This is a genomic window from Natrononativus amylolyticus (genome assembly GCF_024362525.1).
In the GTDB taxonomy this organism is placed as follows: Archaea; Halobacteriota; Halobacteria; order Halobacteriales; family Natrialbaceae; genus Natrononativus; species Natrononativus amylolyticus.
In genome coordinates, this window is record NZ_CP101459.1 from 54336 (window position 1) to 78014 (window position 23679).

The window sequence follows — 23679 nt, forward strand, 5'->3', positions numbered from 1 at the left end:
CAAGCCGCCGCGCTGCATCCATCCTCTGTATCTCACACGCGTCTCTTGACAGCGCGCATAGTCCGTCGAGTCTCTGCTGAAGAGACGGCGCGACTGTGGCACGAGTTGAAGGCTGATCGACGAAGGGTGGTGGTCGGTCAAGAGAGGGAATACGGAGAGGAAGTGCTTCAAGTACGACAGTCACGTAATGAAAGCGCTCTACTACTGATCTCCCTCGCTGCGCCCTCGCCGTTTGCCCTGTTTACTTTCCTGACTGTATACTGATCCTCTGAGAAAGTCTTTTATCGGAGCCTGTCAACGTTGACTCGAGAGTACATGGGAGTCAATAACACACAAGGTTTCCTTAATGTCCAGTATGATTCAGCATCATGGCTTGTCACAGCTGTTGGTCTGGTGTTAGGCATCGTCGGCGTCGCGTATCTCGTTACCCATCCGGAACCGCTGGTCGTCTGGGCCATTGAACTCGTGCTCGTCAGCGGCCCGGCTGCAGCAATCGTCTACGGCGGCTACTGGATCGCGGCGCATCAGGTGCCTCGCGGAGACGGCTGGAACATTGCGAAGTGGTGCCTCGCCGGGACTGTCGTCGCCGCGGTGCTCCTTCTCGGATACGTGAGCGCCGAACGGATCGGCGGTGCGACCGTCCTCAACTCCGAACTGCTCGTCCTGCTGGGCGCACTCGGCGGCGGAACCGTGTCGTTGTTCGCGGCGATTTCGAACGAACGACGGCATCTGGATGTCGCTCTCGATACTGAGGGAAACGAATTAGTCGACGCGGGCGCGGCACCGTTCTCCGCCGACGCACAGGCGTTCGCCGAGCTCGCAGCAGAGACGCGGTCGTGGTACGTCATCCGCGCACTCGAACTGGCGGAGGGGCCACTCGGTGTCGAATCGCTCGCCGCCCAGATCGCGACACTCGAAGAGACGGATGCGCAGCAAGTACAGATCGAGTTAGTTCATAGCCGACTCCCGAAACTGGCCGCCGACGGGCTGGTTCACTACGACCCGGACGTTGACGTTGTGCGGTCCGGCGACCGTGTGCCGGTAGTGATACAGGCGAGCGACGAACTAGCGATAGCCGGTGATAACGTCACTCCACTCGACCAGTAATCACCCGACCAGTAATCGGCTCCCTCCTCCTCCTGAGTGGTTTGCGGGTTTTATTGGACGGATCCCTGAGTATGGGTTGAGAAACACCTCGAACTCAGTTCAAGAGAGCTACAAGCCAAATGGAAACGGCGACGACGTGTGCGAATCCATGTGCGATCATCGCTGCTTCGAGACTGTACCCCAACAACAGTTCAACGAGTAGGGCGTTCTTCAGGGTCTGCGTCAAATTTCGCTATAGACCTGAACCTGGCGAAGAGGAGTCATCCCGTTCGATCTGTTCGTACAGATAGAACGAATATACAACGGTGATGGCGGCGGTGGCTACTGCCGGTACGAGGAAGAAGTACAGTGCGTATTCGCCGAACAGGAGTCCGCCCACCGTGAGTAGTGCGGTCAGCTTGAATAGTTTCCCACCGAGAGCGTGCGTTCGATTCCAGACTTCTTCGTTACTGAGCGTCCACGGCGTCCGGATACCGACAAACCAATTTCGCTTGGCGTGTGTGAGCACGACTCCGCAGTAATAAAAGAGCCCAGCTCCTCCGAACAGGATCAGGTAGACGAAGTCGAATTCGTAGCCGAGATTGAACGCGATAATGCCGGCGTGAATGAGGAACAGATACGCTGTGAAGATGACGACGAACCAGTCGTAATAGGGACGAAATTCGTCGATGTTCGCCCGAAGTGGGTCAATTCGAGGAATAACGGCGAATACGCCGAGTAAGCCCGCACCCAACACGGGAACGAGCCCGACTGCAAGTGTTTTGGACATGGTCCCGCTCGGTTCGCCGGCGGCGTTCCAGTTCGAAACGACCTGGTCGGGGAGCGCAGGTGCTGCAATCACGCTCACGATCGCCGAAAGCACGACGAAGCCGCCTGCCAGCGCGAACCGATGACGAGTGTTCATGGTGGGTGATACGTAGAAAGCACTGATGAATGTGAGGTAGTGAGGGAGTCTGCGGTAAACCAGCGTACTCGCCAGTATTACGGTGGCGGCGACGACCACGAGTTCATCCTGCTCACGAGACGTGTGGGTCACTGGTTTAGGAAATCTCTTCGGCGACGAGATGCGGTGAGGCCCACAAGTGCCACAACCTCGGTTTCTTCGAGCGTCACGGTCTCAACGCCACCCGAAACGCCGAAGAGACGAGCGCCATCGAGTGTAACGTCCTACACAGAAGATACCAGGCGTTTTACTATAACAACCCCAGATAGTAGTTAAGTTTCCGAACAATATTACTCGGAGCAAGGCCTGTTTTCGATGAGGTGTTTTCCAACTGAATAAACCCCAGACCCTGTCCAGTAGTCGGGGTAGACAGTTTGAATACAGTCACCCTTACTTTCCGGCCCTCTCTTACAAACGCTCACATTCCTACTCTATAACCTCATAATATGGTCTAAAATAACCCAATTCACAATGACACAACACGATTCACCCCCTAATACACTAATAAGTCAAAATCCACGGGCATAAAATAGTATTGTCTCGACAGGACATAACTGGTTGCTACTGTTCTTGGATTAGATAAATTTCTTATGTTTTAAGAAGCGTGATTCCCGGCGTCGGTGGTGGCGAAAAACACCCGTCTGCAGCCCCCGTCACCGCTGCGATCTCGTTTTAACGATCGTGAATGGGTATCAGGTTCGAATCGGGTGGAGTTGGGTATTACAATAATATGCTCGTAATAGCAACAGGGAGTTTCCGGAGTGAGGATTGCGAAAACGGAACGAAGATCGGGTGACGCCGATGATCTCTACACAGTCACACGAGGCCGCCCGCCCACCCGACGCTAGTGACGGACCGGAACGCGGTACCCACGGGGGAGGGGTGCGTACTGTCGATCTTCGTGAATTCGGCTTGTTCACCCACGTTACGCTCGATACCGGGGTTTTACATCATCTTTCATTCAGCGATTCAATACGGTCGAAAGCTGGCAATGGGCCATCTCCCCTGGGAGTCAGGTCCTGGTGGGTTCCGAGACACCGGGAAACTGGAACAGGGGCCTGAGGAACCAAATATCACTCGAGTGATTAGACCCCATCGCTGATCGTCGATTGAGGTCCGTGACGTGACCTCGAGGAACCCAGCTCCGGGAGTGCTCGGTCGCTAATCCCGCCGGCAGATCACTACCAGCGCCGGTCGCTGAAGCGACGGCTCCCTCGTGGACAGCCTGGATACTGGTGGCTTGGCGATGCCTGTGTCGAGAACACCGCTCGGCCGCGGTACATCACGTCTCCCGCCACACTATCCGTCGGTCGGGACTGAATTGAACGACCGGTCACCGCGAGCGGTCTCCCGAAAGCATCGGCGGGAGTTTCAACAGCGTTGAATACGAGGTCGAATATCGACCCGTTCCTTCACCACTATCGGTTCACGGACGGATTTCGACATCATGACGGAAGGAATATTTAATATGGTCGAATCGGATGGTAGCATATGACACTCAGCGATGGGGGCCAGACCACGACGAAGACGATCAACTCCGTGGAGACCTCGTTCCGGCTTGTCGAGGCGCTCCGGCGGCTCGACGATGCCGGCGTATCGGAACTCGCGGACGAACTGGAGCTGCCACCGAGTACAACCTACATCCACCTGAACACCCTGATGAAACTGGGGTATGTCATCAAGGACGATCACAGGTACCGCCTCTCCTTTCAGTTCTTGAACCTCGGTGGCTCGGTGCGCAAACGGTTCGATATGTATCAGCGGGCTCAGGAGGCGGTCGACCTCATCGCCCGGTACACCGGTGAAACCGCGGGTTTTGGGACGACAGAAAACGGTATGCGGGTGATTCTCTACCGGGCGAAAGGACAGCACGCGGTTGCGGACAACAAACCCCTCGGCGACTACAGCTACATGCACCACACGTCCATCGGCAAAGCGATGCTCGCCTACCTTCCGGAGGCGGAAATCGACGAGATTATCGATCGATACGGCCTCCCGGCGGCAACCCCGAACACGATCACCGACCGAGAGCACCTCGAGGCGGAACTCGAACGGGTTCGAACGCGCGAGTACGCCCTTGACGACGAAGAACACATCGTCGGGATCCGTGGGATCGCGGTTCCTGTCCAGAACGAAGCACAGGAGGTTCACGGCGCAATCGGCGTCGCAGGCCCCAAACGCCGCTTCCGGCCGAGCTATCTCACTCGGTTACTCGAAGTGTTGAACTACAATCGGAACGTGATCGAGTTGAAACACTCGTACTATGGCTGATCGGGCCGTCGCCGAGGCGGAGTCACCGAGGCGATTCACGTTCCCAGACGGTCGAGCGAGCCGTGTGTGTCCTGGTTTCGATGGCGTCTCGAACCAGGAGATGCTGCCGTGATTCAACGGCCGCAGCCCACTCACGCACGCGAATGGGACAGCCGCTTGACCGGATATTACATGACACCGTGGCTGAGCTAATCGGAGAAATTATATGCTATTCGGTCACACATCGAGAGTATGGGCGATCGCTACGAGCCAGTAGAGTCACCGGATGAGACGACGATTTTCGCGTATCACGACCTCACGCCACCAACGCTGGGGGACGTATACGAGGCACGAGCCGTCGTTCGCCAGCACTTGCCGCGGACACCGCTCGTTCGAAGCGAGTTTCTCTCCCGCGAACTCGATGCCGACGTCTATCTCAAGCGTGAGGATACGCTCCCGACGGGCGCGTTCAAGGTGCGCGGGGGGATCAACCTCTGTTCGCAACTGGACGATGAGTTCACCGACCGCGGACTGATCGCCGCGAGTACCGGCAACCACGGCCAATCGGTTGCGTATGCGGGCCGGGCGTTCGACGTGCCGGTCACGATTGCCGTCCCAGAGGACCCAAATCAGGACAAGGTCACGGCGATGGAGCACCTCGGGGCGACGGTGCGATCGGGAGGGCGGGACTACGACGAAGCTCGCGAGTGGGCCGAATCCCAGGCCGCCGAACACGGGTATCGATACGTCCACTCCGCAAACGAACCCGCCCTCATCGCCGGCGTCGGCACCGCCGGACTCGAGGTACTCGAGGACCTCCCGGCGGTCGATACCGTCCTCTGTCCCGTCGGTGGTGGCTCGAGTGCGGCCGGCTACTGTTTGACCGTCGGCGCGACCGGCTGTGACGTCGTCGGCATTCAGTCGACCGAGGCCGATGCCATGACCCAGGCGTGGCGAACCGGCTCCCTGGAGCCGAAACCGAGCGCAGACACGTATGCGGAAGGGCTCCAGTCGCGTGTCCCGTTTGCGCTCACGGTCGACATCCTCAGAGAGCGGTTGACCGAGATGCGAACCGTCGGCGACGAGGCGATCCGGGACGCGATCCGCCGAACCCTCGCCGAGGAACACATCCTCCTCGAGGGCGCGGGTGCGGCAGCGATCGCGGGCGCACTGCAACTGAAGGAGGCGGTTGCGGGCGACACAGTCGTCATCCAGCTGTCCGGGCGCAACCTTGCACAGGAGAAGTTACAGCAGTTACTCACCGTCCCACCGGGGGCGACCTCAGCAGAATGACGCCACCGCTCTCTCGGGACGAGCTGATCGAGCTCAGACGCGACCTCCACCGCTATCCCGAACCGGCGTGGTGTGAGTACTATACGACGAGTCGACTCGTCGATGCAATCGAGGAGATCGGTGTCGACGAACTCCATCTCGGTCGGGACGTCCACGCCGACGAGCAACGCATGGCACTCCCACCGAAACGCGAGCGCGAGCGATGGTACGACCGTGCCGTCGACCGAGACGCGAGATCGGACGTGTTGGAGCAGGCGAGAGGGGGGTTCACCGGCGGGATCGCGGTACTCAGACAGGGACCCGGTCCCGTGGTCGCGCTTCGCGTCGACATGGACGCACTGTATCAGTCGGAAGCGACCACACCGACCCACCGGCCGCAGGCGGCTGCGTTTCGCTCGACGAACGACGGCGTGATGCACGCCTGTGGCCACGATGGGCATATGGCGATCGGCGTCGGGGTGTTGCAGGCGATCAAGGACAGCGAGTTCGACGGTGTCTTCAAACTGCTCTTCCAGCCGGCAGAGGAGACCGCCGGCGGCGCGAAGTCGATGGCGGCCAGTGGCCACGTCGACGACGTCGACTATTTCTTCGGGCTGCATCTGGGACTCGGTCGGCCCACCGGGTCGCTCGTCGCAGGAATCGTCAAACCGCTCGCGGTCAGTAACTTCGACGTCGAGTTCACCGGGCAGGCGGCCCACGCGGGCAACGAACCCCACGTCGGCAAGAACTGCATGCAAGCCGCCGCGACCGCCGTCCAGGAACTGTACGCGATTCCGCGCCACTCCGACGGGGTAACCCGCGTCAATATCGGCCAGCTCGAGTCGGGAACCTCGCCGAATGCGATCGCCGCGTCCGCCTCGCTTCGGGGTGAAGTCCGCGGCGAGACGAACGCGATTCACGACTACATGGAACGGCGGTTCCGGCGAATCATTCGCGCGACGGGAGAGATGCACGAGTGTGACGCTGACATCGAGATTACGAGCGATGTCCCGCGAGTCGATAGTGATCGAACGCTCAGCAAACACGTCGCTGAGGTTGCAGCCCAGCACGACGCCATCACAGACATCGATCTGACCGCCGAGTTCGGGGCCAGCGAGGACGCGACGCACCTGATGCAGGCAGTCGAGGGGACCGGTGGCTCGGCGGTGTACTCGATCATCGGGACGGACCATCCGGGCGGTCACCACTCGCCGACGTTCGACATCGACGAACAGAGCATCGGGGTTGGGATCGAGATCCTCACAGACGCGATCAGTCGTATCGACGCACTCGAATCGGCCACGCAGTGAATCACGGCTTTCCGGGGCCGTCTCAGAACGTGCCGTAGCGTTCATACGCCGTGACCGGGTCGACCCCCTCACGAACCGCCGCTCGAACGTCGTCTTCGGTCTCGACGAGGGCTTCGGCCCGCTCGAGCACCTCCACCCGGCGGTCTGCAGGGACACAGACGACACCGTCGATATCCCCTACCAGCACGTCTCCGGGGGTGATCTGGATGTCGCCGACTTCGATCGACACGTTCCACTCGTCGAGTCGCCAGCGCGGTGGCGCGTCAGCCGGTGTTCGGTACCGGCTGAACACGGGAAACCCTTGCTCGAGAATGTACCCGAGGTCCCGAGCACCGCCGTCGACGATCGCGCCCCGACACCCGCGTTCCTGGAGGGCGGTCGTGGACAGCTCCCCGATGTGTGCGGCGTCGTCGTCGTGGGTTTCGTATGCGATAACGCTGTTTTCGGGGGCGTCGCTGAGCATTTCAAGGAAGCGCCGGATGTTCTCATCGTAGTCGGCGTCATCGTCGGGGCGCCCGCGGACCGGATAGGCGAACCCCGCCGTCACAAACTCGTCGTCGATTGGATTGATTTCACTCGGAAGTGTCTGGTTCTCGTAGCCGAGTTCGTCGAGGCTATCGGTCACCGCACCCGTATAGAGCCCGGCGTATCGGTCACAGAGCTCCGTGTCTTCGATTGACATTCCGTCTCACACTCTCACCTCCATGCTCGTTAGCGTATCGGATAAATTCAGAGAGTGGCCTGGGACGGAGGTCGGTGTCTCCCCGGCGGGAGCGCGGTCAGAACCCGGCTGATCGAGGAACCTGTGACACGCGGGTCGTCACAGCAGCGACCCCGCAGTCGGCCACCGGCAGTCACGAATGCGGGCGATAAGTATATTACGGCGATCTCCGATGATGGCTGTATGCGGCCAATAGAACCAACCGATGGTGCATCGACGTCGTACCCATACTCCTCCGGCATCGTGGAGGGACCGGCAGTCTACGTGTCCGGACACATCGGCACCGATCCCGAGACGGGCGAGGTCGTCGATGGAGGGATCGAGGCCGAAACGAAACAGGCACTCGCAAACATCGCGGCAGTGCTCGAGGCAGCAGACGCCTCGCTCGAGGACGTCGTCAAGACGACCGTGTACCTGACCGATGCCGACGATTTTGAGGGGTTCAACGCGGCCTACGAATCCCAACTGTCCGAACCGTACCCTGCGCGGACGACGGTCGTGTCCGATCTGGTCGTCGACGCAGCGATCGAGATCGACGTCGTAGCGACGGTGTCGTAGCTCGACTCACGACCAGCCAGCGCGTCACCACCGGTGGCGCGACAACTGTCGCTCACGACGAGGCGCCCACACGACGACTCAATCCGCTGGGGTCCTACCCGAACGACTTTATACTATTAGGTCTATGGAGTATGATAACGCCATGCACAATCGTAGACGCTTTCTTAAAGCGACAGCAGTGGCGGGGACTGCTGTTGGACTGTCAGGGTGTCTTGGGGAGGACGACGACGACCACGACCTGCCGGCACCGGAGGACGACGAAGAGTACGAAGAACTCGATACGATCGAGTGGGTCGGCATCTCGCGTGACGCGGCGCCCCTTCGGAACGAAGCGCAGGGGATGATCGCCGACCAGTGGGCGGAACTCGGCATCGACGTGAACGTCGATATCCGGGATCTGAGCGGACTGTTCGATCGCTGGTACGATCGGGATTTCGATGTCCTGACACTCTGGGTCGTCGCGCGACCGGACCGACTCGACCCGTTCTTCATGCTGGTGCACAACTTCCACTCCGATTACGCGGACGAAGGGGAGAACGCGATCCAGTTCCGAAGCGACGAGTACGACGAACTTGCGGATCGAATTCGAAGCGAAATGGACGAAGACGCCCGCCAGGAGGCAGTCATGGAGGCCCAGGAGATTCTGGCCGAGGAACAGCCCGTCATCCCGATTTACCATCAGGATGCGCTCTCCGCAGCGAACGAATCGTCTTTCGGCGGGTGGACTGAGCAGATCGGTGCGTATCCGTACTGGAGCGTTGCGGTTCTCGACAACCTCGAGCCGGTCGATGGCCAGGATCAGTTTACGTTGGCGTCGCTCGAGGAGCCGACAACGATTCACCCGATGGCAATCCAGGGGAACGCAGCGGCCGAGGCGACGAAGATGATCTTCTCGCGGCTGGTTCGGTACACAACCGACGGCGAACCGGAACCAGCCGCCGCGAGTGAAATCGAGGTCGTGGACGATACGACAGTCGAAGTGGAGTTACGCGAGGATATCACGTTCCACGATGGTGAATCGCTGACGGCCGACGACGTGCAGTTCACGATGGACTACTATCAGGAATACGAGGTCCCGTACATGGCTGGCTACTACGACGTCGTCGAAAGCGTCGACGTCGTCGACGATGAGACGGTCCATTTCAACCTCGAGGAGCCCGACGCCTCGTTTACGACGGTCTCGCTCTCCCAGCTTAACATCCTCCCCCAACACATCTGGGAGGACGTCGTCGACGACGAAGGGATCTCTCATCCCAACGAGTACACCGACGACGAGGTGTACGTCGGCAGCGGCCCGTTCGAGTTCGTGACCTACGATCCCCAGGATCAGATCGTCTACGAAACGTACGACGACTACCCCCTCGCGGAGATCGACTTCGAGACGCTCGTCTGGTCGCTCTACGGGTCCGAGTCGACCGCCTTCGGGGCCGTCGAGCAGGGAGAAGCCGACTGCATCCAGGAGATCCAGGTCACCCACTTCGAAGAAGCAGAGGCGAATGAGGACCTCAAAGCGACCGCGTCAGAATCCCACGGCGTGACGAGCGTCTGGTTACAGAACGAACGTGATCCGTTCACCGACCAGGCGTTCCGTCAGGCGCTCGCCCACGTGACCGACAAACAGCGTGTCGTTCAGGTGATCCTAGAAGGGCGCGGGCAGGAAGCGACGTCGCAGATCGCTCCCGCGAACGACGCGTGGCACAACCCCGACCTGCCGGCGTACGACGGTGGTGTCGAGGAGGCCATCGACGTCCTCTCCGACGCGGGCTATCGATGGGATGATGGAACGCTCCTCGCGCCAGCAGATCGATTCACAGAATGAGGCTACAGTATGTCCTCAAGCGGGCGGGGTTCGCTGTGGGGTCGATCTTCGTCGTCGCGAACCTCCTGTTCTTTCTGTTTCGGTTGACCCCCGGCGACCCGAGTACGGTCGTCGCCGACCCGACGATGCCCGCGGAGGCCAGACAGGAGATCCTCGAACAGCACGGCCTCACTGAACCACTGTACGTCCAGTACGTAACGTACATGCAGAACCTCCTGACGGGCGATCTCGGAACCTCGTTCCAGCGCAACGAGCCGGTTCTCTCGATCCTGCTCGATACCACGCTGAATACGATCGTGCTGATGCTCACCTCGGTGTTGCTCGCGTTTGGGATCGGAATCACGATCGGTGCGTTTCTGTCCTGGCGGCGAAACACCTTGATCGACACGATCGGTATCGGGACGATCATCCTGTTCTACGCCGCTCCTGTGTTCTGGACCGGGATGGTCGGGATCATGATCTTCTCGTTTCATCTCGGGTGGGTGCCATCGGGCGGGATGCGGAGTGCAGGCTACTCATCAGATATGCTACTCGACCGATACCTCTCGATGGACTTCCTGCGACACCTCGCGTTACCGCTTCTCGTGACGACGCTGTACTGGCTCACCGCGCCGACGTTCATCATGCGAAACAACATGATCGACGTCCTCGGCGAGGACTTCATCAAGATGGGGCGCGCCCAGGGGCTGTCCGAACGGAGTTTGATCTACAGACACGCGGCCAGAAACTCCCTGTTGCCCGTCGTACACTACGGGGCGATCGCGGTCGGCTTTGCGTTCGGCGGCTCCGTCGTCATCGAGACGGTGTTTTCCTGGCCGGGCGTCGGTCGGTTGATGTGGCAGGCAGTGCTTCAAGAGGACTATCCGCTTGCACAAGGGGCGTTCCTGATGCTCGCGACGGTCATCATCACACTGAACTTCCTGGTCGACATGATCAGCGTTATCATCGATCCACGGACTGAAACGGAGACGGTGACATAGATGGCTGGACGCTCAGATACCACGACGTTTCTCGATTCGCATCTCTCGGAGAATCGGCGAATCGTGCTCGAGAAATTCTGGGAGCAACTCATCGGCGTCGCGGGGGACATCCGACGAAACCGAACGGCGTTCGCCGCGCTCATCGTTCTCACGACGTTCGTGGTCGTCGCCGTCTTTGCCCCGTACATCGCGCCGTACGAACCGATGGCCTATCACGACAGCCCCGATGGGACCGCAATGGGGATGGAACCGCCGAGCAGTACCCACATCTTCGGAACGACGAGCCTCGGCCAGGACGTCTTCAGCCAGTGGGTGTTCGCCGCTCGCGCCTCCCTGCTTGTCGGGTTCCTCTCTGGCCTGTCAGTGACGGTCATCGGCGTCACCGTCGGGCTTGTCGCCGGCTACTACAAGGGGACAGTCGACCTCGTCCTCATGCGCGTCGTCGACGTCCTCTACGGGATTCCGGCAACACCGCTCATCCTCATCGTCGCGATGTTCTTCGGCAGTTCACTGTGGACGGTGATTATCGCGATGGTCCTGATTCTCTGGCGAACGATGGCACGGGTGATTCGGTCACAGACGCTGTCGCTCGCTGAACGCCCGTTCGTGAAAGCCGCGCGGGCGAGCGGTGCGAGTGATCTCAGGATCATCTTCATCCACATCGCCCCGAACCTACTCCCGCTCATCTTCATCCAGGGTACCCTCGCCGTCGGGACGGCGATCCTGCTCGAGGCAGGGGTGTCGTTCCTGGGAATCGGTGCGGAACTCAGTTGGGGATCGATGCTGCAGATGACGTTCGCGACGGGTGCGATCCGCTATGCGCCGTGGTGGGTCTTCCCACCGGGAATCGCACTCACGTTGCTCATCATGTCGCTGTTCTTCCTCTCGCGAGCGATCGAAGATATCGCCCAGCCGGAGATGAGGTCCGTCAAATGACTCGCCACCCCAGCCCAGAATCCAGAACGAGTACACGATGACATTACTAGACGTAAACGAGCTGTCGATCGAATATCGAACCGACGAGCAGACGATCCACGCCGTTAACGATGTGAGTTTCACCCTTCAGGAGGGGGAGATCCTGTGTATCGTCGGCGAGAGTGGCTGCGGGAAGACGACACTCGCCGAAGCGCTCGTTGGATTGCTCCCCTCCAACGGCGTCGTCTCCGGTGGCAACATCATGCTAGACGAGACAGATCTCGCCCAACTGTCCGAATCCGAGTACAAGGACTTCCGCGCAACGGAAATCTCGTATGTGATCCAAAGCGCGATGAATGCACTTGATCCAGTATATCCGATCAAAAAACAGTTTATAGAAGTCATCAGAACCCATACAGATTTGTCGAAGGGGGAGGCGCTCGAGCGCAGCGAGCAAATGCTCGAGAACGTCGGCATCGATGCGAACCGGATCAACGACTACCCCCACGAGCTCTCCGGTGGCCAGCGACAGCGGGTGGTGATCGCGTTCTCGTTGCTCTTAGAGCCCTCGATCGTGGTGGCAGACGAGCCGACGACGGGTCTCGATGTCGTCGTCCAGGACGACGTACTGGAGATGATCCTCGACCTCCAGCGGTCGCTGAACAACTCCATGATCATCATCACCCACGATATGAGCGTGGTCGCGGAGATCGCAGATCGTGTCATCGTGATGTATGGGGGTGAGATCGCCGAAATCGGCCCGGTTAGCGAGATCTTCAACCACAGTGCACATCCGTATACGATGGGGTTGAACAACGCGTTTCCGACGCTCGAGGTCGATGTGGATCAACTCATCAGCATTCCGGGGTCGCCACCCGAGCTTCTATCAGAACCAAGTGAGTGTCAGTTTATGGAGCGGTGTCCGTTCTCAACAGACGAGTGTTATACCCGGCCGCCGCTCGATACCGTCGACGGGACGGCGGACCATCGAGCGAAGTGTCACTATGTGGAGGATCGACGTGAGTTCAGGGACCGGGCTGCACACGCTGAAACCTGGGAGCCAGAGCAATGACCGCGCCAACGCTTTTCGAGATCCGAAACCTTCGGAAGCTGTACCAGACCCGCAGCCAGGGGATCCTCTCCCAGCTGTTCGGCGAGTCAGCGCACCTCAAAGCCGTCGACGACGTCAGCTTTGATATCAACGAAGGCGAGATACTCGGGCTCGCCGGCCAAAGTGGGTGTGGGAAATCGACGCTTGGAGAACTGCTGGTCGGACTCCAGCCACCCACGGACGGCGAGATTCGCTTCCGCGGAGAGAACATCCTCGAGTACGACTCCGACCAGATGAAGGCGTTCCGGGAGAAGTGCCAGGTCATCTTCCAGGATCCGTACGAAGCGCTGAACCCACGGTTTCCCGTCACGCGTCTGGTATCAGAGCCACTGACGATTCACGGCATCCGGGATCGAGAGACGCGCCAAGCCCGCATCATGGAAGCGTTGCAGGACGCCGGCCTTCGTGATCCGGGAAAGTACCTCGACAAACTCCCGTCTGAACTCTCCGGCGGACAGCGCCAGCGCGTCTGCATTGCTCGCGCGCTGGTCCTGGATCCGGATTTCATCGTCGCAGACGAACCCGTGTCGATGTTAGACGTCAGCGTCCAGACCGCGATCCTGAATCTCTTCCACGAACTCCAGGAAAAACGAGATCTCGCGATGTTGTACGTCTCGCACGATCTCTCGACGATCAATTACCTCGCTGATCGAACGATGATCATGTACCTGGGGGACGCCGTCGAAATCGGCCCGACGAAAGACGTCATCCACGAGCCGTCGCACCCGTACACGGAGTCCCTCCTCGACGCAGTTCCACAGCCCGATCCGGACCGTCGACGAGCCGGGAGCCAGATCCAAGGCGAGATCCCTGACCCGATCAACCTACCGAGCGGCTGTCGGTTCCACCCGCAATGTCCGTACAAATCCGAGACGTGTGTTACTGTAGAGCCGCCCCTCGAACACAAACCCCTGCCACAGGAGACGGAGTCCGGAAACGGCCCGGAATCGCACACGACCAAACGGGTCGCCTGCCACCATCCGGTCGGAGAGGAACTCGGAATCGACGAGGCACCCAGCTCCGGTGAGCACCATGAGGTCAACGGGGAGGATTCGGCGACCGGAATCGAGCGGTGAGAACCGCTGTTGGTGAACACAGCGACCCGTTCGCGACCCAAGGACGACGTCCGTCCCGGCGAACGGAGCTGTGATGACGGCGAGAGCGTACCCACGCCGAACGTGTACAGGAGACCAGAGAGACGGCTGTAGACAGTGCGACAGGTGTCAGGGAGGCACCACCACACGAGAGCGGGCCGAGAGCTCGAAGAACACGCTGCTCACGGCACCCGACGGACCTACCTCATCCCCCACGGCGTCGACCGCGACGCCCTCGACCACACGTTCTTCAACGTCGACTACCTCCTCGAGTACGGCTACACGGGCGCCGAGCACGACGCTATCCCGGTCGTCGCCAGATTCCCCGCGGACCGGGCGGTGTCGGCCGCCGACGCGGGCGCCTTCGGCGGCACCAACGCCCGGGCGCTCCCGACGGCGAACGGTCGTCGCCGTGGGCATCCCCGAGCGAGACCTGCGCGCAGCGGCCGACGTCACGACCCTCACCGCGGACCTCGAGTTCCTTAATCTGGATCGGGCCTACGAGGCGATCCTCGACGAGTCGGCACCACGGATCGGGGCCGGCGAGGCGCGCGCGGCGTTCGCCGTCGACGGCGAGGGCGTTCGGATCGCGGTCATCGACACCGGGATCGATCCCGACGGCCCGAACCAGCCGCCGCACGTGGCCAACGTCCACGTGCCCGGCCTCTCGGCGTTCAACCGGATCCCGCCGGGTGAGACGACCCTCGAGGTCGCGTTCGACCCCACCCATGACGGCTCCGGATCCGCGTCGATCGTCGGCGTCGAGGCCTACTACGCCCACGGCGTGGCCACTGCCCCGTTCGAGGACGCCGACGGCTGGTACGAGGCGGACGTCGTCGATCGGGGTGCGAACCGGTACGCGGTCGGCCTCGAGGCGGCGGGTAAGGCCGTCGACCTCGCGCTCGCGGTGACCACCGACGCGGGCGCCACCGTGCGTGTGACGACGCTCAGGGCCGTCCGCGTCGGCCACCCGATCGATATCCGCCCGGACGAACTCGACATCCTATCGAACCAGCGCGTTCCCGTCGTCCTCAAGCTGACCGACGACTTCGACCCCCACGCCATCGACGAATCGACGCTCCGCTTCGGCGCACCAGAGGCGGTCGCCGCGGGTGGAGGTGCCCCGGACGTAGGCGTTCAACGCCGGGGCGACGGGAGTGTCCAGGCCCAGTTCGTCGCGAGCGAGATGGGTTGTGGCTGCGACGACGACCCGACGGTGGGTCACCTCGTCGGCGAACTCGCCGACGGCACGCCCGTGTTCGGCTCGGATCTGATCGAACGCATCGTCTGTGAGTGACGACCGCCACGGCTACTGGGATGCCCGGACGGACCAAGCCCCCGATCGAGCGTTTCGTCGACGGGGGCGGGCGCTGCCTCCATCCCTTCACCAGTCGTGAATCGCCTCGAGGTCAAGCCCCGAGGCGGGTCACTGCAGATTGAAGGCTTCGTGGTCGCTGCGAACGCTGACTTCGAGTATCCGGTAGAGTTCCGTGCACACGCCACGGACGAACCCACTCGTTCAATGCCAATTCCCATTAACTATAATATTGTCTAACCCAGTGTGTTGCATGTTCCTATGTGCCACAGCATGGGATGAACCACATACGAAGGTAAAATCAGCTAATCGGCCAGTACAATATCAAAAACACAACGTTACGAACAATAGTAATGAAGAAACAACGACTCATGACGGAGACCGTGGCCCCCTTCGCACCGGGAGCTGTACAGGCCATAATCACAGATGATGATAACAGAAGGAGCGTGATCTAAGATGGCAGACGTACCGGCGAAGACGGCTCGAGCCGAGTGGGGCTCTCGGTTCGGGTTCCTGATGGCGATGATCGGCGCCATGGTGGGCGCGGGGAACATCTGGCGGTTCCCGTACGTGATGGGCGACAACGGCGGCGGCGCGTTCGTCGTCGCCTTCCTCGTCCTGTTGTTCCTGCTCGCGGTGCCGGGACTGATGGCCGAGGTCGCCCTCGGTCGGTACACGGGCAAGGGCGTTATCGGCGCGTTCCGTGACGTCCTCGGTCCCGGTGGGCTGGTCGGCCTCGGCGTGGTCGTCCTGCTGGTGAACATCGCACTGATGTCGTACTACTCGCCGGTCATCGCGTGGACGCTGTACTACGCGGCTCACTCGCTGCTGTTCTCGTTCACCGCAACCGGCTTCGAGGCCGAGCCGTTCATGCTCGATCTGTTCGCCAACCCGGCGCTCATGATCGGGCTTCACACGGTCGTGATGGGTAGTATCGCGGCGATCCTCATCCTCGGTATCCGACGCGGCGTCGAGCGAGTCGTCGTCTACGCGGTGCCCGCGCTCGTGATTGCCCTCGTCGTCATGACGATTCGGGGACTCACGCTTGACGGCGCCACCGAGGGGATCGCCTTCGCGTTCACGGTCGACTGGGAATTCTTGACGTACAGCGACACCTGGATCGCGGCGCTCGGCCAGGCGCTGTTCTCGACCGGCCTGGGCTGGGGGATCGCGTTGACTGTCGGGAGCTACCTCCGCGAGTACGACGACGTCCCCCTCGGCGGCGGCGTGTTCACCGCGATCGGCGAGTCGAGCATCGGCATCCTCGCGGCGCTGGCGATCTTCCCGATCGTCTTCGCCGTCGGCGTCGAACCCGACGCCGGTGCGGGCCTCGCGTTCGTCTCGCTCGTCCAGGTGTTCCCCGAGATTCCGCTGGGTGGGATCGTCGCCATCCTGTTCTTCGTGGGCTTTTTCCTCGCCACCTTCACGTCGGGGCTGTTGATCACCGAGGTGAGCGTCACGACGCTGGCCGAGGAGACCCAATTCGATCGCACCCAGACCGTTCTCGGCGTTTGTGGCGGCATCTGGCTGCTCGGCATCCCGAGTGCGTACTCCGTGGACATCCTCGACTACCTGGACTTCGTCTTCGGGAACTGGGGGCTCCCCCTCGCAACGCTCGCGATCATCGGCGTCATCGGGTGGGCGCTCGGCCCCGAACGACTTCGGGTGCTCGCGGTCAACCAGAACGCCGGCATCTACGTCGGCAAGTGGTGGGACCCCGTGATCAAGTTCGTGATCCCCGCCGTGATGATCTTCATCATGGCGTACTTCGCCGTCGAGAACTTCGGCAGCCCCGAGATGATCGGCGGGATGCTCGTCATCGTCCTCTTCCCGATCATCGGCTACGCGATCATGTCCATCGTCGAGGGTCGCAGCGGACAACCCGATCCGGCCGACGTGACCGGAGGTGACGACTGATGGCGCTCACCACCGAAGTCGTAGCCATGCTCGTGTTCACCCTCACCGCGTTCTGGGGCGTCGCGACCTGGGCGCTCGTTCGCACGCTTCGCCAGGAGGGCCAAAAAGTCGAGATCCTCAAACACCAGGAACAGATGGACACCTACTCGCCGCGGGCGCTCGAGGACCTCCGCGAGTGGATCGAAGAGAACCCGGACGATCCGCTTGCGGATGAGGCCCGCGCCCGGTACAACGAGTGTGTCACGGTCCTCGAGACGACCGACCGGCACTTCTACGACTGGTCCGACGAGGAGATCACCCGCCTCGAACCCCTCTGATCCCGCCGGCCGGGTTGTTTTTCTTCCTGAAACGGTGCTGATCGAGCGTCGAACCGCCACTGTGTAGACATCTCTACCTATCGAGTATTACATACGGTAGTGATGATTGTAATTTCCCGACCCCAGCGATACGTACACACTCACTGGTCGACCGCTGGTGGGTACGTCTCAGTCCGCCATCTCCGCCAGAGGTGACCACGCCGGCCCAGCGTCGGTCGATCTGACGGCCGCCGTTGTGGATTGTGGGCCGTCAGTTCGGTGGGCCGCGCGGGACGTCAGCGACCGCACCGACGGTGCTCGCCGCCCGGTCAGCCGTCCCTGCCGGGCGCGTCGTCGGACTGTCCCGGTGGGACGTCGTCCTCACGCTCCGGTGGCACGTCGCGTGGCGGGCCACGCGGGCGGTCCTCGGGCGGGCCACGTGGGCCGCGACCGTCGTCGATCGCGCCGACGTAGGCGTCGCGGCGCGGATCCGCGGCCGCCTCGTAGGTGCCGTTCGGCTCGACGATCAGCGTGTTCGCCATGCCGGTGTCGCCCGGCGAGCCGGAGGCGCTGTGGCCCTTTGCCTCCAGGTCGTCGCGGACCGCCTCGTCGAGGGTCTCCTCCCAACCGAAGCTGCCGCCCCAGCCGGCTTCGACGCGGGGTTCGGCCAGTGCCTCATCGAGGTCCATATCGAAGGCGTAGAGGTGGGTGAGCACCTGTGAGACCGCCGCAACCGTGGGGCCGGGCGAGCCCGTCGCGACGACCGGCTCGCCCCGTCGGAGGCCGATCGTCGGACACATCTGGGTCTGGCGGCGCTTGAGCGGCTGGAGCTCCGTCGGACCGGGGCTCAGCGAGAAGCCACCGATCGAGTACGAGAGCATCATGCCGTAGTCGGGGACCATGTTGCCGGAGACGAACGCGACCGACAGCGTGCTCGTCCAGGCGACGACGTTGCCCGCTTCGTCGGCCACAACGAAGTGGGTCGTCTGATCGAGGTCCTCGGGGTCGAACGGCTCGTGTTCGAGCTCGCCCGTCGACGGGTGACCGGTGGAGCGGTACGGGGAACCCGGCTGGTAGTCCCACGGATCGCCAGCGTCGTGGGTGGCCGGGTTGTGGGCGTCCGGGTTGACCAGGCTCGCGCGCTCTTCGAGGTAGCCGTCCGAGAAGAACCCGCGATTCGGGATGTCGACGAAGTGGTGGTCGCCGAGCGTGTTCCCGTCGGCGTTCGCCATTCGCATCGCCTCGAGATACCGGTGGTAGAACTCGGAGGTGCCCGACTCGAGGTCGTCGACGTCCAGTTCCTCGAGGACCCGCAGGATCAGCGGGATCTCGTAGCCCCCGACGGAGGGGAAGAACGCGAAGTCGACGCCGCCGAACTCGACCCAATTCGCGCGGTCCTCGACGACCCGGTAGCGAGCGATGTCGTCGACGGTCATGTAGCCGCCGTGATCCTGGACGGTCTCCGCGATGGCCTCTGCGATCTCGCCCTGGTAGAACGCCTCGACGCCCTCGTCACGCAGGAGCGTCATCGTGTTCGCCTGGCCGGGCTGGACCATCGTGTCGCCCTCCTGAAGCGGCTCCTCGCCCTGGCCGTCGGGGCTGAACGCCTCCCGGGCGGTCTGTCCCAGGTTCTCCCAGGTGTTGTTGAGCCGGCGGGCGAACTCGAGGTCGACTTCGACACCGTTCTCCGCGAGGTCGATCGCCGAGTCGAAGACTTCCTCGAAGTCCCGGGTGCCCCAGCGCTTCAGCGAGAAGTCCATCCCGCGCGGGACGCCCGGGACGCCGTGGACCCGTCCGATGCCGCTCTCGGCGTGCAGCTCGCCCGAGGCGGCCGTCGGCGCCCGGTCGCGGTAGTTCAGCAGGTGCGTGCGGCCGGTCTCGGCCGAGTAGACGGTCATGAAACCGCCGCCGGCCAGCCCCGTCGAGTTCGGTGCGACGACCGCGAGCACCGCTTGCATGACCGCCGCCGCGTCCACGGCGTTGCCGCCGTCCTCGAGCACGTCCAGGCCCGCCTGCGTCGCCTCCGGGTGCAGCGACGATACGACCCCGCGGCGTGAGCGCGCCGTCGGGATGTCCTCCGGCCCCCGGGGGATCGCGCGCCCTGGGTACTCTTCGGTGACGTCGTGCTCGTCAGCGACGGCTCCCTGCGAAAGCAGGCCCGCCGCGGCTGCAGTACTCGCCGTTCCTTTGATGAATGTACGTCGTTCCATTGGTACAGGCTCTCCGCCACCCGCGACTGGATGGCAAGTGGAAATGGCCATTAGAAACCAAAGCAGTTGACTTTCCAGAGAATCTTACTGCAATGATATTAGTTATATAGTTAAATCTATATTCATTATGAATTAAGTAGATGTATCTGCGAAACAGAGCGCCGGGTGATCAGCGACCGGGTTGATCCTGGCCGGTCGCCTCAGGTACCTCGCCCCGGCGGCCCGCGACCGTCGTCGACCGCGCCAGCATCGCCGTCTCGGCGTGGGTCGGCCGCGGCGGTCCAGACGTCACGCCCCCGACCGCGCCGATCGCGGACGATCGCTTGGACGGAACCGATGTCGCTCCAGTCGCTCGCGAAGCCGTGGCCCTTCGCTTCGAGGGCCTCACGGACCTCCTCGGTGACGCCGTCCTCCCACGACGCCCCCTGCACGCGAGGTTCGGCGATGGCCTCGGCGAGGCCCATGTCGTGTTCGAAGACGTTGACGAGCACCTGCAGCGGTGCGGAGTAGAGCGCGCCGGGCGAGTCGAAGGAGGCGATCGGAACGCCGTCCTCGTAGACGAACGTCGGTGTCATGGCCAGCGCGCCCGCCACCTCGCGCTTGTTCGGCTCGATTGCGTTGCTCCCCGAGAGCGGGAAGTACGACTGGATCACCGAGAGCATGAAGCCGTAGCCGGGGACCATGTTACCGGCCACCCAGCCGACGCCGAGGGTGCTGGTTAGACCGACGACGTTGCCCTCGTCGTCCGCGACGACAAGGTGGTTGGTGCGGGGCTCACGCGTCTGGGGTACGTGCCCGTCCGTCTGGTAGGCGTCGCCAGGTTGGTGGGCCCAGGGGTCGCCCGCGCCTGCGCTGCTGACCTCGTCGAAGTCGATCAGGGAACGGCGTTCCGTGGTGTAGGAGTCGCTCAGCAGGCCCTGCGTCGGGACGTCGACGAAGTCCGTGTCCGCGAGGTGAGCCCCGACGTCCGAGTTCGCGAGGTCCATTGCTTCGAGTAACAGGTGGTAGCGGTCGGGATCACGCGGGTCGAGTGCGTCGAGGTCGAAGCCCTCGAGCAACCGCAGCGCGAGCCCGACGTTGTACTCCGAGGAGACCTGGTAGCCGTCGTACTCGAACCAGACCGGGTGGTCGACGGAGACCTGGTACCGCCTGTAGTCGTCGAGCGTCGTGACCCCACCGAGGTCCTGGATGAACTCCGTTGCGGCTTCGGCGATCTCGCCATGGTAGAACACCTCGGAACCGCCCTCGGCGATGAGCCGCAGCGACTTCCCCAGGTCCGCCTGGACGAGCAGGTCGCCTGGCTGGAGGGGCTCGCCATCGTCGTCGAGATAGACGTCGCGGGCGGCCTCGTTGAGGGTGTCCTGGGTCTGGTGGATCCTGAGTGAGAGCTCGCGATCGAGTTCCCAGCCCTCCTCGGCCAGCTCGATCGCCGGCTGGGTTACCTCGTCGAAGTACTTCGTCCCCCAGCGCTTGAGGGCGGTGTCGTCGAGCCGGATCGAGCCAGGGACGCCGTGGGCCAGCCCGCGGTCGTAGATTTCGCGCCTACCCAGGTAGTTCCCGTCGTCGTCGAGGAACATGTCGGGCTCGGCAGCGCCCGCCGCGCGCTCCATGCCGTTGACGACGTAGGTGACGTCCTCCTCGGCGACGTACGCTTGCATGACGGCCTCGCCGCTCAGGCCGGTTCCGTTCGGTTCGACGACGCTGAGCGCGAGCTGGGCGGCGACGGCCGCATCAAAAGCGTTACCGCCGTCTTCGAGGATCTCGATGGCGGCCTCGGTCGCCAGCGGGTGAGAGGTGGCCGCAACGCCCCCTTCGGATCGGGCGAGGGGGACGTCCTCGGGGTCGGGGATCGTTCTGGCGAGTTCGTCCTCCCAGTCCGCTTGGGCGGCAGTCGTCTGCGAGAGCAGGCCGGCAGCTGCGAGCGCGCCGGCCGTTCCTTTCAGTACGTCTCGTCGATTCAGTGTCATGTGTGGTGTCGATGTGTGATCGGTTCGGCCGGTGTGGGTCGCCGGGACCCATCGCCGCCGACCGGTCGCTACCGCTCCGCGATTAGTTCGATCGCCCGGGCGAGTCTCCGACGCTGCCGGCGCTGCCGTCGCGTCTGGCGTCTGCGGCGGCCGTCCACCGCGGTCTGCGGCCGCGGTCCTGCCGATGGATCGACTGGACCGAGCCGAGGTCGGACCAGTCGTCGGCGAGGTTGTGGCCCATCTCTTCGAGCGCATCGCGGGCCTCCTTCGGAACGCCGTCCTCCCAGTTCCCGCCTTTCACCCGTGGCTCGGCGACGGCCTCAGCGAGGTCCATGTCGTGTTCGAGGACGTTCAGGAGCACCTGCAACGGCGCCGCCTGGTTCGACCCCGGTGAGTCGGCGGTCAGGATCGGCCGGCCGTCCTCGAAGACGATCGTATGCGTCATGATCTGGGCCATAGGGACGCGTTTGTTCGGCAAGGCATCGCCGACGCCGTCGGTCGGGAACGGGCTGAAGTACGACTGGATCACCGAGAGCATGAAGCCGTAGCCGGGGACCATATTGCCGGCGTTCCAGCCGACGCCAAGCGAGCTGGAGTGGGTGACGACGTTCCCCTCCGCGTCGGCGACGACGAACGAGTTCGTGCGGTACTCGTCCCCGCCGTCCGCGGCCCCGAGCGACTCGACGTCCGCCGTCGTCTGCGGGACGTGGCCGCCGGTGTCGTAGGCGTCGCCGGGCTGGTACGCCCACGGGTCGCCCGCACCCGCGCCGGTCGCCCGCTCGGGATCGATCTCGTCCCGACGGTCCTCCGTGTACTCGTCGCTCAGCAGCCCCTGTTGGGGGATGTCCGCGTACTCGTAGTCGTTTACGTACGTGCCCGCGTCGGCCCTGGCTCTGCTCTGGGCCTCGAGCAGCAGGTGGTAGCGCTGGGGGTCCTTCGGGTCGAGGTCGGCGAGGTCGAAGCCGTCGAGGAGTCGCATCGCGAGGCCCACGTTGTACTCGCTGGCGACCTGGTAGCCGTCGTACTCGAACCAGACCGGGTGACCGACGGATACCTGGTAGCGCTCGAAGTCCTCCATCGTGGTGATGCCGCCCATCTCCTGGATGAAGTCGGTGGTCGCCTCGGCGATCTCGCCCCGGTAGAAGGCGCCTGAGCCCCCCTCGGCGATGAGTCGCAGCGTGTCGGCCTTGTCCGCCTGGACGAGCCGGTCGCCGGGCTCGAGCGGATCACCGTTCTCGTCGAGGTAGACGTCGCGAGCGGCCTCGTTGAGGGTGTCCTGGGTCTGGTGGATCCGGAGCGAGAGCTCGCGGTCGATCTCCCAGCCCTCCTCGGCGAGGTCGATAGCCCGGTCGGCCAGCTCGTCGAAGTACCTGGTCCCCCAGCGCTTGAGGGCGGTGTCGAGGAGCCGGATCGAGCCGGGGACGCCGTGGGCGAGCCCGCGGTCGTAGATCTCCCCGGTTCCGAGATAGTTCCCGTCGTCGTCGAGGAACATGTCCGGCTGCGCCGCGCCCGCGGCGCGACCGAGCCCGTTAACGAGGTAAGTGTTGTCCTCCTCGGCGTTGTACGCGTGCAGCCGCGCCTCGGCGGCGAGGCCGGTGCCGTTGGGCACGACCACGCTCAAAACTAGCTGGGCGGCGGCGGCCGCATCGTACGCGTTACCGCCGTCCTCGAGGACCTCGATTGCCGCGTCGGTTGCGAGGGGGTGGGCGGTGCTCGCGACGCCGTCGCGCGAGGTCGCGGTCGAAATCTCGTCCGCGTCGGGGATCTCCCGTGCCAGTTCGTCCGCCCACTCCTCGTCGGCGGCGGTCGTCTGCGAGAGCACGCCAGCGGCGGCGATCGCTCCGGCTGTTCCTTTCAGTAGGTCGCGTCGGTGTAGTGTCATGGTATCTGTGGT

General features: G+C 62.8%; 19 protein-coding genes. 14 read left to right on the forward strand and 5 right to left on the reverse strand.

Annotated elements, in window-relative coordinates; genetic code table 11:
- Positions 1-315 precede the first annotated feature (315 nt).
- Entirely contained in the window at positions 316-1107 is a 792-nt protein-coding gene (locus NMQ11_RS15730) for a DUF7344 domain-containing protein (RefSeq protein WP_255171301.1), read from the forward strand.
- Positions 1108-1339: 232 nt separating this feature from the next.
- On the opposite strand, the gene NMQ11_RS15735 is transcribed toward NMQ11_RS15730, so the two are convergent.
- Positions 1340-2011: an SdpI family protein gene (locus tag NMQ11_RS15735; RefSeq protein WP_255171302.1), complete on the reverse strand. Its 672-nt coding sequence runs from the start codon at positions 2009-2011 to the stop codon at positions 1340-1342.
- Positions 2012-3541: 1530 nt separating this feature from the next.
- Between NMQ11_RS15735 and NMQ11_RS15740 the strand changes: the two genes are divergently transcribed.
- From NMQ11_RS15740 to NMQ11_RS15750, 3 genes are all read left to right on the forward strand, one after another.
- A complete protein-coding gene (locus NMQ11_RS15740; RefSeq protein ID WP_255171303.1) occupies positions 3542-4321 on the forward strand; it encodes an IclR family transcriptional regulator in 780 nt (259 codons plus the stop codon).
- Positions 4322-4552: 231 nt separating this feature from the next.
- Positions 4553-5593 carry a threonine ammonia-lyase gene (locus tag NMQ11_RS15745; protein WP_255171304.1) on the forward strand — a complete coding sequence of 347 codons (1041 nt, stop codon included), beginning with the start codon at positions 4553-4555 and terminating at the stop codon, positions 5591-5593.
- Positions 5590-6882 carry an amidohydrolase gene (locus NMQ11_RS15750; protein ID WP_255171305.1) on the forward strand — a complete coding sequence of 431 codons (1293 nt, stop codon included), beginning with the start codon at positions 5590-5592 and terminating at the stop codon, positions 6880-6882. The genes NMQ11_RS15745 and NMQ11_RS15750 overlap by 4 nt, the downstream gene beginning before the upstream one ends.
- Before the next feature lie 22 nt (positions 6883-6904).
- Here NMQ11_RS15750 and NMQ11_RS15755 read toward each other — a convergent pair whose 3' ends face one another.
- A complete protein-coding gene (locus NMQ11_RS15755; RefSeq protein ID WP_255171306.1) occupies positions 6905-7564 on the reverse strand; it encodes an RraA family protein in 660 nt (219 codons plus the stop codon).
- 222 nt (positions 7565-7786) lie between these two features.
- On the opposite strand from NMQ11_RS15755, the gene NMQ11_RS15760 reads away from it, so the two are divergent.
- From NMQ11_RS15760 to NMQ11_RS15805, 10 genes are all read left to right on the forward strand, one after another.
- Positions 7787-8161 (forward strand): RidA family protein, encoded by a 375-nt coding sequence (locus tag NMQ11_RS15760; protein WP_255171307.1) that lies wholly within the window; start codon positions 7787-7789, stop codon positions 8159-8161.
- A gap of 178 nt (positions 8162-8339) precedes the next feature.
- A complete protein-coding gene (locus tag NMQ11_RS15765) occupies positions 8340-9980 on the forward strand; it encodes an ABC transporter substrate-binding protein (RefSeq protein WP_345781479.1) in 1641 nt (546 codons plus the stop codon).
- The gene (locus tag NMQ11_RS15770) at positions 9977-10960 is read left to right on the forward strand and encodes an ABC transporter permease (RefSeq protein WP_255171309.1); all 984 of its coding nucleotides are present in this window, start codon (positions 9977-9979) and stop codon (positions 10958-10960) included. The genes NMQ11_RS15765 and NMQ11_RS15770 overlap by 4 nt, the downstream gene beginning before the upstream one ends.
- Positions 10961-11896 (forward strand): ABC transporter permease, encoded by a 936-nt coding sequence (locus NMQ11_RS15775; protein WP_255171310.1) that lies wholly within the window; start codon positions 10961-10963, stop codon positions 11894-11896.
- 37 nt (positions 11897-11933) lie between these two features.
- Positions 11934-12947: an ABC transporter ATP-binding protein gene (locus NMQ11_RS15780; protein WP_255171311.1), complete on the forward strand. Its 1014-nt coding sequence runs from the start codon at positions 11934-11936 to the stop codon at positions 12945-12947.
- Positions 12944-14062, forward strand: coding sequence for an ABC transporter ATP-binding protein (locus NMQ11_RS15785; RefSeq protein ID WP_255171312.1), 1119 nt, complete (start codon positions 12944-12946; stop codon positions 14060-14062). The genes NMQ11_RS15780 and NMQ11_RS15785 overlap by 4 nt, the downstream gene beginning before the upstream one ends.
- A 144-nt stretch (positions 14063-14206) precedes the next feature.
- Positions 14207-14566 carry a hypothetical protein gene (locus NMQ11_RS15790; protein ID WP_255171313.1) on the forward strand — a complete coding sequence of 120 codons (360 nt, stop codon included), beginning with the start codon at positions 14207-14209 and terminating at the stop codon, positions 14564-14566.
- Positions 14493-15377, forward strand: a complete 885-nt coding sequence (locus NMQ11_RS15795; RefSeq protein WP_255171314.1) for a hypothetical protein — start codon at positions 14493-14495, stop codon at positions 15375-15377. The genes NMQ11_RS15790 and NMQ11_RS15795 overlap by 74 nt, the downstream gene beginning before the upstream one ends.
- A 474-nt stretch (positions 15378-15851) precedes the next feature.
- Positions 15852-17312 carry a sodium-dependent transporter gene (locus NMQ11_RS15800; RefSeq protein ID WP_255171315.1) on the forward strand — a complete coding sequence of 487 codons (1461 nt, stop codon included), beginning with the start codon at positions 15852-15854 and terminating at the stop codon, positions 17310-17312.
- Positions 17312-17629, forward strand: a complete 318-nt coding sequence (locus tag NMQ11_RS15805) for a DUF8026 family protein (protein WP_255171316.1) — start codon at positions 17312-17314, stop codon at positions 17627-17629. Before NMQ11_RS15800 ends, NMQ11_RS15805 begins: the two co-directional genes overlap by 1 nt.
- A gap of 308 nt (positions 17630-17937) precedes the next feature.
- Here NMQ11_RS15805 and NMQ11_RS15810 read toward each other — a convergent pair whose 3' ends face one another.
- From NMQ11_RS15810 to NMQ11_RS15820, 3 genes are all read right to left on the reverse strand, one after another.
- On the reverse strand, positions 17938-19818 hold the full coding sequence (locus NMQ11_RS15810) for a gamma-glutamyltransferase family protein (protein ID WP_255171317.1): 1881 nt from the start codon (positions 19816-19818) through the stop codon (positions 17938-17940).
- 200 nt (positions 19819-20018) lie between these two features.
- Positions 20019-21785, reverse strand: coding sequence for a gamma-glutamyltransferase family protein (locus NMQ11_RS15815; protein WP_255171318.1), 1767 nt, complete (start codon positions 21783-21785; stop codon positions 20019-20021).
- Positions 21786-21867: 82 nt separating this feature from the next.
- Entirely contained in the window at positions 21868-23667 is a 1800-nt protein-coding gene (locus tag NMQ11_RS15820; protein ID WP_255171319.1) for a gamma-glutamyltransferase family protein, read from the reverse strand.
- Between the last annotated feature and the right edge of the window lie 12 nt (positions 23668-23679).

Bases quoted from the DNA above. Each gene is read 5' to 3' on its own strand.
- NMQ11_RS15730 (WP_255171301.1), top strand. From the start codon at position 316: ATGGGAGTCAATAACACACAAGGTTTCCTTAATGTCCAGTATGATTCA.
- NMQ11_RS15735 (WP_255171302.1), bottom strand. From the start codon at position 2,011: ATGAACACTCGTCATCGGTTCGCGCTGGCAGGCGGCTTCGTCGTGCTT.
- NMQ11_RS15740 (WP_255171303.1), top strand. From the start codon at position 3,542: ATGACACTCAGCGATGGGGGCCAGACCACGACGAAGACGATCAACTCC.
- NMQ11_RS15745 (WP_255171304.1), top strand. From the start codon at position 4,553: ATGGGCGATCGCTACGAGCCAGTAGAGTCACCGGATGAGACGACGATT.
- NMQ11_RS15750 (WP_255171305.1), top strand. From the start codon at position 5,590: ATGACGCCACCGCTCTCTCGGGACGAGCTGATCGAGCTCAGACGCGAC.
- NMQ11_RS15755 (WP_255171306.1), bottom strand. From the start codon at position 7,564: ATGTCAATCGAAGACACGGAGCTCTGTGACCGATACGCCGGGCTCTAT.
- NMQ11_RS15760 (WP_255171307.1), top strand. From the start codon at position 7,787: ATGCGGCCAATAGAACCAACCGATGGTGCATCGACGTCGTACCCATAC.
- NMQ11_RS15770 (WP_255171309.1), top strand. From the start codon at position 9,977: ATGAGGCTACAGTATGTCCTCAAGCGGGCGGGGTTCGCTGTGGGGTCG.
- NMQ11_RS15775 (WP_255171310.1), top strand. From the start codon at position 10,961: ATGGCTGGACGCTCAGATACCACGACGTTTCTCGATTCGCATCTCTCG.
- NMQ11_RS15780 (WP_255171311.1), top strand. From the start codon at position 11,934: ATGACATTACTAGACGTAAACGAGCTGTCGATCGAATATCGAACCGAC.
- NMQ11_RS15785 (WP_255171312.1), top strand. From the start codon at position 12,944: ATGACCGCGCCAACGCTTTTCGAGATCCGAAACCTTCGGAAGCTGTAC.
- NMQ11_RS15800 (WP_255171315.1), top strand. From the start codon at position 15,852: ATGGCAGACGTACCGGCGAAGACGGCTCGAGCCGAGTGGGGCTCTCGG.
- NMQ11_RS15805 (WP_255171316.1), top strand. From the start codon at position 17,312: ATGGCGCTCACCACCGAAGTCGTAGCCATGCTCGTGTTCACCCTCACC.
- NMQ11_RS15810 (WP_255171317.1), bottom strand. From the start codon at position 19,818: ATGGAACGACGTACATTCATCAAAGGAACGGCGAGTACTGCAGCCGCG.
- NMQ11_RS15815 (WP_255171318.1), bottom strand. From the start codon at position 21,785: ATGACACTGAATCGACGAGACGTACTGAAAGGAACGGCCGGCGCGCTC.
- NMQ11_RS15820 (WP_255171319.1), bottom strand. From the start codon at position 23,667: ATGACACTACACCGACGCGACCTACTGAAAGGAACAGCCGGAGCGATC.